At 68.9% G+C, this 7,314-nt stretch carries 7 protein-coding genes; all 7 read right to left on the bottom strand.

What is annotated here, in order from left to right; genetic code table 11:
* Window positions 1-61 precede the first annotated feature (61 nt).
* Complete coding sequence (locus VJ693_RS08785; RefSeq protein WP_324153347.1) at window positions 62-997, bottom strand: alpha/beta hydrolase; 936 nt, start codon at window positions 995-997, stop codon at window positions 62-64.
* Window positions 998-1,294, bottom strand: coding sequence for a helix-turn-helix domain-containing protein (locus VJ693_RS08790; protein WP_324153349.1), 297 nt, complete (start codon window positions 1,292-1,294; stop codon window positions 998-1,000).
* A gap of 185 nt (window positions 1,295-1,479) precedes the next feature.
* Window positions 1,480-2,568 (bottom strand): LacI family DNA-binding transcriptional regulator, encoded by a 1,089-nt coding sequence (locus tag VJ693_RS08795; protein WP_324153351.1) that lies wholly within the window; start codon window positions 2,566-2,568, stop codon window positions 1,480-1,482.
* 141 nt (window positions 2,569-2,709) lie between these two features.
* Window positions 2,710-3,726: a galactofuranose ABC transporter, permease protein YjfF gene (gene yjfF / locus VJ693_RS08800; RefSeq protein WP_324153352.1), complete on the bottom strand. Its 1,017-nt coding sequence runs from the start codon at window positions 3,724-3,726 to the stop codon at window positions 2,710-2,712.
* Complete coding sequence (locus tag VJ693_RS08805; protein ID WP_324153353.1) at window positions 3,726-4,748, bottom strand: ABC transporter permease; 1,023 nt, start codon at window positions 4,746-4,748, stop codon at window positions 3,726-3,728. Before VJ693_RS08805 ends, yjfF begins: the two co-directional genes overlap by 1 nt.
* A 52-nt stretch (window positions 4,749-4,800) precedes the next feature.
* Window positions 4,801-6,327 carry a sugar ABC transporter ATP-binding protein gene (locus VJ693_RS08810; RefSeq protein ID WP_324153354.1) on the bottom strand — a complete coding sequence of 509 codons (1,527 nt, stop codon included), beginning with the start codon at window positions 6,325-6,327 and terminating at the stop codon, window positions 4,801-4,803.
* Between the two features lie 25 nt (window positions 6,328-6,352).
* Complete coding sequence (locus VJ693_RS08815; RefSeq protein ID WP_324153356.1) at window positions 6,353-7,312, bottom strand: ABC transporter substrate-binding protein; 960 nt, start codon at window positions 7,310-7,312, stop codon at window positions 6,353-6,355.
* Between the last annotated feature and the right edge of the window lie 2 nt (window positions 7,313-7,314).

Here is a 7,314-nt window from a genome sequence, read left to right on the forward strand (position 1 = left end):
CGGCGTTTGAACTGCCAGGGGCGGTCGACAACGGGGCCGGCGCGGCGCCCCTGCGCCCGCCTCATCGGAACAGACGCTGTGCGAAATGGTGGAGGTTCTCGGCCCAGCTCTCGCGATCGTGCCCGTGCTCGTCCACATTCCACACATGCGGGATGTCGCGCTGCTTCAGCGCACGATGCACGGCCTGGGAGACGTTGATCAGGCCGTCCTTGTTGCCGCATGACAGGTAGAGCAGCGCGAGCTGGCGGCGTGCCGCGGCGGCGTCGGGCAGCAACTCGTCGGATGGCTTGGTGTTGGGGGCGGCGGAGAAGCCGCCCACCCACGCGAACGTGTCGAGGTGCGCGAGCCCGAAGTTCAGCGCCTGGCCGCCGCCCATCGAGAGGCCGGCGAGGGCGCGCTGCTGGCGGTCGCTCGCGGCGGCGTATTTGGCCTGCACTGCCGGGATCAGGAATTCCACCAGGTCGCGCTCGAACTTCGCGAAGCCCGCGGCGTTCTCCGCCGTGAACACCCGGTCCGCAGCCGGCGGACGGTCGTCCGGCAGCGCGCGGCCGTTGGGCATCACCACGATCATCGGCACCGCCTTGCCCTCGGCGATCAGGTTGTCGAGGATCGTGTGGGCGCGCACATAGCCGCGCCATTCGTCCTGGTTGCCGCCGATGCCGTGCAGCAGATACAGCACCGGGTACCTTCGATCTGCCGAGTACCCGGGCGGCAGGTACACGCTCGCGCTGCGCCGGGTGCCGGTGATGCCGGAGTCGTAGCTCAGCGTCTCGATGCGGCCGGGCGCAACGCTGGGCTGCATGTCGGCAAAACCCGCCGGCGGCTCGGGAAACGCGCGCAGGTCATCAGGCGCCAGCAAAACCGGGCGGGCGAAGTTGTCGCGGGCGCGTTCGGGAGTGACGGGGTCACTGCCCTGCGCCGGCGATGCGGTGGCGGCGGCGAGCAGCGCGATGCAGAGCAGGGCGCCAACGGTATGCATACGCACGCGATCAGCCAATCAGCAATCGGCCGCGTGGTGCACCAGCGCGATCGCCGCGTCTGCGTCGTCCAGCTCGGCGACGAACCGGTAGCCCACGCGGTGGTGTGTGCGGATGATCTCGCCGTCGCCGTCCTCCAGCACGCTTCGGATCCGGTTGATGGCCACGGTGAGCGAACTGGGCTGAACGATCTGCCGGCCCCAGATGGCGTCGAGCAGCTCGTCGATCGAGAGCACCCGTTCCCGATGCTCGATCAGGTACACGAGCAGGTCGAAGGGGCGGGGCTGAATCTGCCGGCTCCGTCCGTTGACCAGCACCTCCCGGGACGCGGGCCGCACTTCGCATCGGCCGAATCGCAAGCCCGACCTTGCGGCCCGGCCTGCAGGGAGCATGGATGCTGCGCGGTCGTGCCGGCTCTCGTGGGAAGTGGCTTGGACAGTCTGGAGCATGGGAACCTCGGGGTACTGCAGGGGACGGACTCGGATGAGGCGGACGTGCGGGGTCAACCTATGGCCAGCGGCGCGGTGCGCGGCGCCGCCAGCGTGGCGCCCGCGACGAGCTCGGTGGGCAGCACGACGTTGCGGGGCGCGCGTTGCAATGGGTTCTCGTGCCGTGTCTCGATGCGCGACAGGAGGACTTCGGCCGCCTGCCGGCCCATCTGTTGCAGCGGCTGTCGCACGGTGGCCAGGCGAGACGTGCGGGCCAGCAGCGTGTCGTCGAAGCCCACGACCGACACGTCGGCCGGCACCCGCAGGCCGCGTGCCGCCAGCGCATCGATGCAGCCCAGCGCGATGGCATCGCTGCCGGCGAACACCGCCTGCGGCAGCTCTTCGCCGCGATGGCGCTGAAGCCAGGATTCCATGGCGCCGCGTCCAGCCTCGAAGGTGTATGCATCGCGAACCACCGGGTCGTGCAGGAGCGGTACGCCTGCCGCCTCGTGAGCGCGCATGTAACCGTCGATGCGCCGGTCGGCGCCGGTGGACCCCATGGGCCCACCCACATGCAGGATGCGCCGGTGCCCCAGCTCGAGCAAGCGCGAGACCGCCTGGAACGCGCCGGCCTCCTCGTCTGACTCGAGGTTCGCCACGCCGGCAATCTCGCGGTTCGCGTGGATGGAGACCACGGGCGTGTGCGGGGGCAGCCAGGTCGAAGGATCGTCTTCCAGCATCGGGGCGACCAGGATCAGCCCATCGATGCGGCCGTCGCAGAAGCGAGCAATGCGCTGCGCGGCGTCGTCCCATCCGTCGAGCGTGAAGACCGTGGTGTTCTGGCCGGCGGCCGCAGCGCCCCGGAGCACGCCGTTGAAGATCTCAAGGAAGTACAGGTTCGGCTCGCTGCCCAGCAGCGTGGCCACGACGCCGATGGTGTTCATGCGGCGGTGTGTCAGCGCGCGCGCCGCCTCGTCAGGCCGGTATCGCAGCCGCTCGGCAGCTTCGAGCACGCGGCTGCGCGTCTCATCGGAGATCCGGGCCGTGGTGCGCGCACCGTTGAGCACTGCAGAGGCTGCCATGGCCGACACGCCCGCCTCGCGGCCCACATCGGCCAGCGTCGCTGCCTTGTGGCCAGTGCGGGATTTGAGAGATTCGGCCATGCGTGTGAGGGAGGCGTGAACTGTGAAATTTATCGCTAAATCAGCGCAAGTTTCGATGTGGGATTTCGTGCGTGGACGCCATGTTAGTTTGCTCGTCGAACGAAAGAATTCGGTGCTTACCCGTAGTCAGGTACGACGGTGTTACGTTGCCGCTCGCGCGGTGATGAACCGTTGCATCAGGCAGAAGGCGAACAGCAGCGCGCCGATGACGATGCGGGTCCACCAGGAGCTCAGGGTGCCATCGAACGAAATGAGCGTCTGGATGGTGCCCAGGGTCAGCACGCCGAACAGCGTGCCGGCCACGTGGCCCGCGCCGCCGCTGAGCAGCGTGCCGCCGATCACCACGGCGGCGATCGCGTCGAGCTCCAGCCCGGTCGCATGTTGCCCGTAGCCGGAAAGCATGTAGAAGGTGAAGAGCACGCCGGCGATGGCCGAGCAAAGGCCCGACAGGGCATAGACGCCGACCAGCGTGCTTCGCACCGGCAGGCCCATGAGCCGTGCCGACTGCTCGTTGCCGCCGATGGCGTAGACCGTGCGGCCGAATGGCGTGCCGTGCGCGACGAAGATGGCGAGCAGGAAGACGCCGAGCGCGACCAGCGCGCCCAGCGACAGCGATGCCCCGGCCACCACCGGCAGGCGCCACTCGGCCAGCGCCGAATAGGTTTCGTTGGTGATGCTGATCGAATCGACGCTGATGACGTAGCACAGGCCGCGCGCCAGGAACATGCCGGCCAGCGTCACGATGAAGGGCTGCAGCCGGAAGCGTTCGATCAGCAGGCCCATGAACGCACCGAACCCGCCCCCCAGGGCCAGCACCAGCGGGATCGCGAGCCCGGGGCTCCAGCCGTGGTGTTCGACCAGCGTGGCGCAGAGCATCGTCGTCAACGCGATCACCGAGCCGACCGACAGGTCGATGCCGCCGGTGAGGATCACGAAGGTCATGCCCACGGCGACGACGAGCAGGAAGGCGTTGTCGATCAGCAGGTTCAAGGCGACCTGCGTCGACAGGAAGCCTTCGTAGCGCCACGCGCCGAGCGTGGCCAGCGCCACGAACAGCGAGATCGTGGTGACGAAGGGAAGGTGCTTGCGGGCCAGGCCGCTGGTGCCGGGCAGGCGCAAGGCGGGCCAGCGCGGCGAGACCGTGGAGTCGGCGCTCATCACCGCTGCTCCTGGCGGCTGGCGGCGAGTGCCGGACGCTGCACCAGGGTGCGCATCGATGCGCGGAATTCCGGCGACTGCAGCAGCATGACGCTGAACACGACGATGGCCTTGACGACGAGGTTGACCTCCGGCGGCACGCCCAGCGAATAGATCGCGTAGGTCAGCGTCTGGATGACCAGCGCGCCGATGACGCTGCCCGCCAGGCTGAAGCGCCCGCCCGTGAGCGCATTGCCGCCGAGGGTCACGGCCAGGATGGCATCGAGCTCGAGCAACTGGCCTGCGTTGTTGCCGTCGGCGCTCTTGACGTTGGAGCAGATCAGCAGCCCGGCCAGGCCGGCGAGGAGCCCGCAGGCCGCATAGGCGCCGATCACCAGGCGCCGGGCCTTGACGCCCGCCAGCCGCGCAGCCGGCGGGTTGATGCCGGCCGCCTGGATGAACAGGCCGAGCGCGCTGCGCGTGGTCCCGAGATGAAGGACGGCGAAGGCGGCCAGCATGACGAAGATCGAGAACGGAACGCCAAGCAGGTGGCCGCCGCCGATGAAGAAGAAGGGCGGGTAGTACACGGTCAGGATCTGTCCGTCGGTGATGAGCTGGGCGATGCCGCGGCCGGCCACCATCAGGATCAGCGTGGCGATGATGGGCTGCATGCCCGCCACCGCCACCAGCACGCCGTTCCAGAGCCCGCACACGAGGGCGACGGCGAGCGTCGCGCCGATGGCCACCGGCAAAGGAAAGCGGCTGGCATCGCCTGCGACCGAGCCGCCCACCATCCACGCGGCCACCGCGGCGGCGATCGCGACCACCGCGCCGACCGAGATGTCGATGCCGCGTGTGGCCACCACGAGCGTCATGCCCAGCGACACCAGCACCAAGGGGGCGGCGCGGTTGAGGATGTCGATCAGGCTGCCGTAGAGGTGGCCGTTGCGCCACTCGACGTCCAGGAAGCCCGGGTTGAAGACGGCGTTGACCGCCAGCAGCGCGGCCAGCGTGACGAGCGGCCAGGCGAGGCGGTGTTGCATGGCGCGCCGTGAGAGTGAGGCGCGAGAAGCTCGGGAGGCGACGGTCTGGTCTTCAGGCATGTTCGGCAATCAGGTGGCAGACCGCGTCTTCGCTGCTGCCGGCGGGCAATTCACCCACCTTGCGGCGGTCGCGCAGGACCACCACGCGGTGCGACACGCGCACCAGCTCGCTGATCTCGGAGGAGATGAACAGCACGGCCATGCCGGCGGCGGCCAGGCCGAGGATCTGCTCCATGATTTCCTGCTTCGCCGCCACGTCGATGCCGCGTGTGGGCTCGTCGAGGATGAGCAGCCGCGGCTCGATCGCCAGCCAGCGGGCGATCACCGCCTTCTGCTGGTTGCCGCCCGACAGCAGGCCGATCGGCGTGTCGATGCTGGCGGTCTTGATCCCCAGCAGGGCGACGAATCGTTCCGCCAGGGCCGCCTGCTCGGCGCGCGACAGCACGCGCCAGGCGCCCCGGCGCGCCTGCAGCGCCAGCGCGATGTTCTCGCGCACCGAGAGCTCCGCGACGATGCCGTCGGCCTTGCGCTCCTCCGGGCACAGCGCGATGCCCTGCGCGATCGCGTCGGCCGGGCCCGAGAAGCGCACGGCCTGCCCGTCGATGTGAAGTACCCCTTGGTCGGGCGATTCCAGGCCGCACAGCAGCCTGGCCAGCTCGGTGCGCCCGGCGCCGAGCAGGCCCGCCAGGCCCACCACTTCGCCGGCACGGATCTGCAGATCGAGCGGGTGCAGGCGCGCTGCCTGGCCGATGCCCTGGGCATCCAGCAGCGCGCTGCGGTCCGGCGATGGCGCGGGCAGCGTGCCGGGCCCGCCCGAGCCGGCGGCCAGCGGCCGGCCCAGCATGGCCGCGATCAGCGCCGGCTGCGGCAGGTCCACCGCGCGCCATTCACCGACCCAGCGGCCGTTGCGCAGCACGGTGATGCGGTCGGAGATCGCATAGACCTGGCTCATGAAGTGGGTCACGAACACGATCGCCAGGCCCTCGCTGCGCAGTTGGCGCAGAACATCGAAGAGCTTGTGCACCTCGTCGTCGTCCAGGCTCGAGGTTGGCTCGTCGAGGATCAGCACCCGCGACTGGACCCCCAGCGCCCGGGCGATCGCCACCATCTGCTGCACGGCGACCGGATAGGTCGACAGCAGGCGCGTGACGTCGATCGTCAGCCCGATGCGCGCGAGCAGCGCCCGTGCGCGCTCGTTGACCTCGGCCCAGTCGATCCGCCAGGCTTGCGCCGGCCCGCGGCGCGGATAGCGCCCGGCGAAGAGGTTCTCGGCCACCGACAGGTTGGGGCAGAGGTTGATCTCCTGGTAGACCGTGCTGATGCCCGCGCGCTGGGCTTCGAGCGGCGACGCCGGCGCGATGGGAGTGCCGTCCAGGCGCATCTGGCCACCATCGGCCGGGAACACGCCCGTGAGCACCTTGATCAGCGTGGACTTGCCGGCGCCGTTCTGGCCCATCAGGGCGTGGACCTCGCCGGCGTGCAGCGTCAAGCGGACATCGCGCAACACCTCGATGCCGAAGAAGCGCTTGTCGATGCCCGTCAGCTCCAGGACCGGCGCGGCAGGCGGCCTATCGCTCATGGAGGGGAGTTCGCCTTCAGTTCTGTCAGTACTTGCGCCTGGGCGCCTCGGCCGCCGCGGTCTCCATCGGGAAGATGCCTTCCTCGGTGACGATGCGCTTGGGCACCGGCTTGCCGGCCAGGATGTCCTTGACCGCCGCCATCAGCTGCGGGCCGAGCAGCGGGCTGCATTCGACCGAGACATTCAGCTTTCCGGCCACCATGGCTTCGAACGCGCCCTTGACCGCGTCGATGGAGATGATCGTGATGTCCTTGCCGGGTTTCAGGCCGGCCTCTTCGATCGCCTGGATGGCGCCGATGGCCATGTCGTCGTTGTGCGCGTAGAGCACGTCGATCTTCTTGCCCTCGGCCTTGAGGAACGCCTCCATGACCTCCTTGCCCTTGGCGCGCGTGAAGTCGCCCGTCTGCGAGCGCACGATCTTGAAGCGGGCATCGGTCTTGATGATCTCCTCGAAGCCCTTCTTGCGATCGATCGCGGGTGCGGAGCCCACCGTTCCCTGCAGCTCGACGATGCGCACCTCCGCGGTCCGGCCCTTCATCTTGTCGACGAGCCAGCGCCCGGCCTTGCGCCCTTCCTCGACGAAGTCCGAGCCCATGAACGTGACATAGAGCGACGGATCCTTGACGTTGACGGCGCGGTCCGTCAGCACCACGGGGATCTTCGCTGCCTGCGCCTCGCGCAGCACGGTCTCCCAGCCGGATTCGACGACTGGCGAGAAAGCGATCACGTCCACCTTCTGCGCGATGAACGAGCGGATCGCCTTGATCTGGTTCTCCTGCTTCTGCTGGGCGTCGGAGAACTTCAGCTCGATGCCTGCCTCCTTGGCAGCGGCCTTGATCGATTCGCTGTTGGCGGTGCGCCACTCGCTCTCGGCGCCGATCTGGCTGAAGCCGAGCACGATCTTCTTCTGCGCCATGCCGGTCATCGGCCAGGCAGCGGTGATCGAAGCGATGGCCAGCGCGGCCAGCCAGGTGCGTCTTTGCAGTG

Origin of the sequence: Ideonella sp., from assembly GCF_035254525.1 — a bacterium.
Classification (GTDB): domain Bacteria; phylum Pseudomonadota; class Gammaproteobacteria; order Burkholderiales; family Burkholderiaceae_C; genus Ideonella.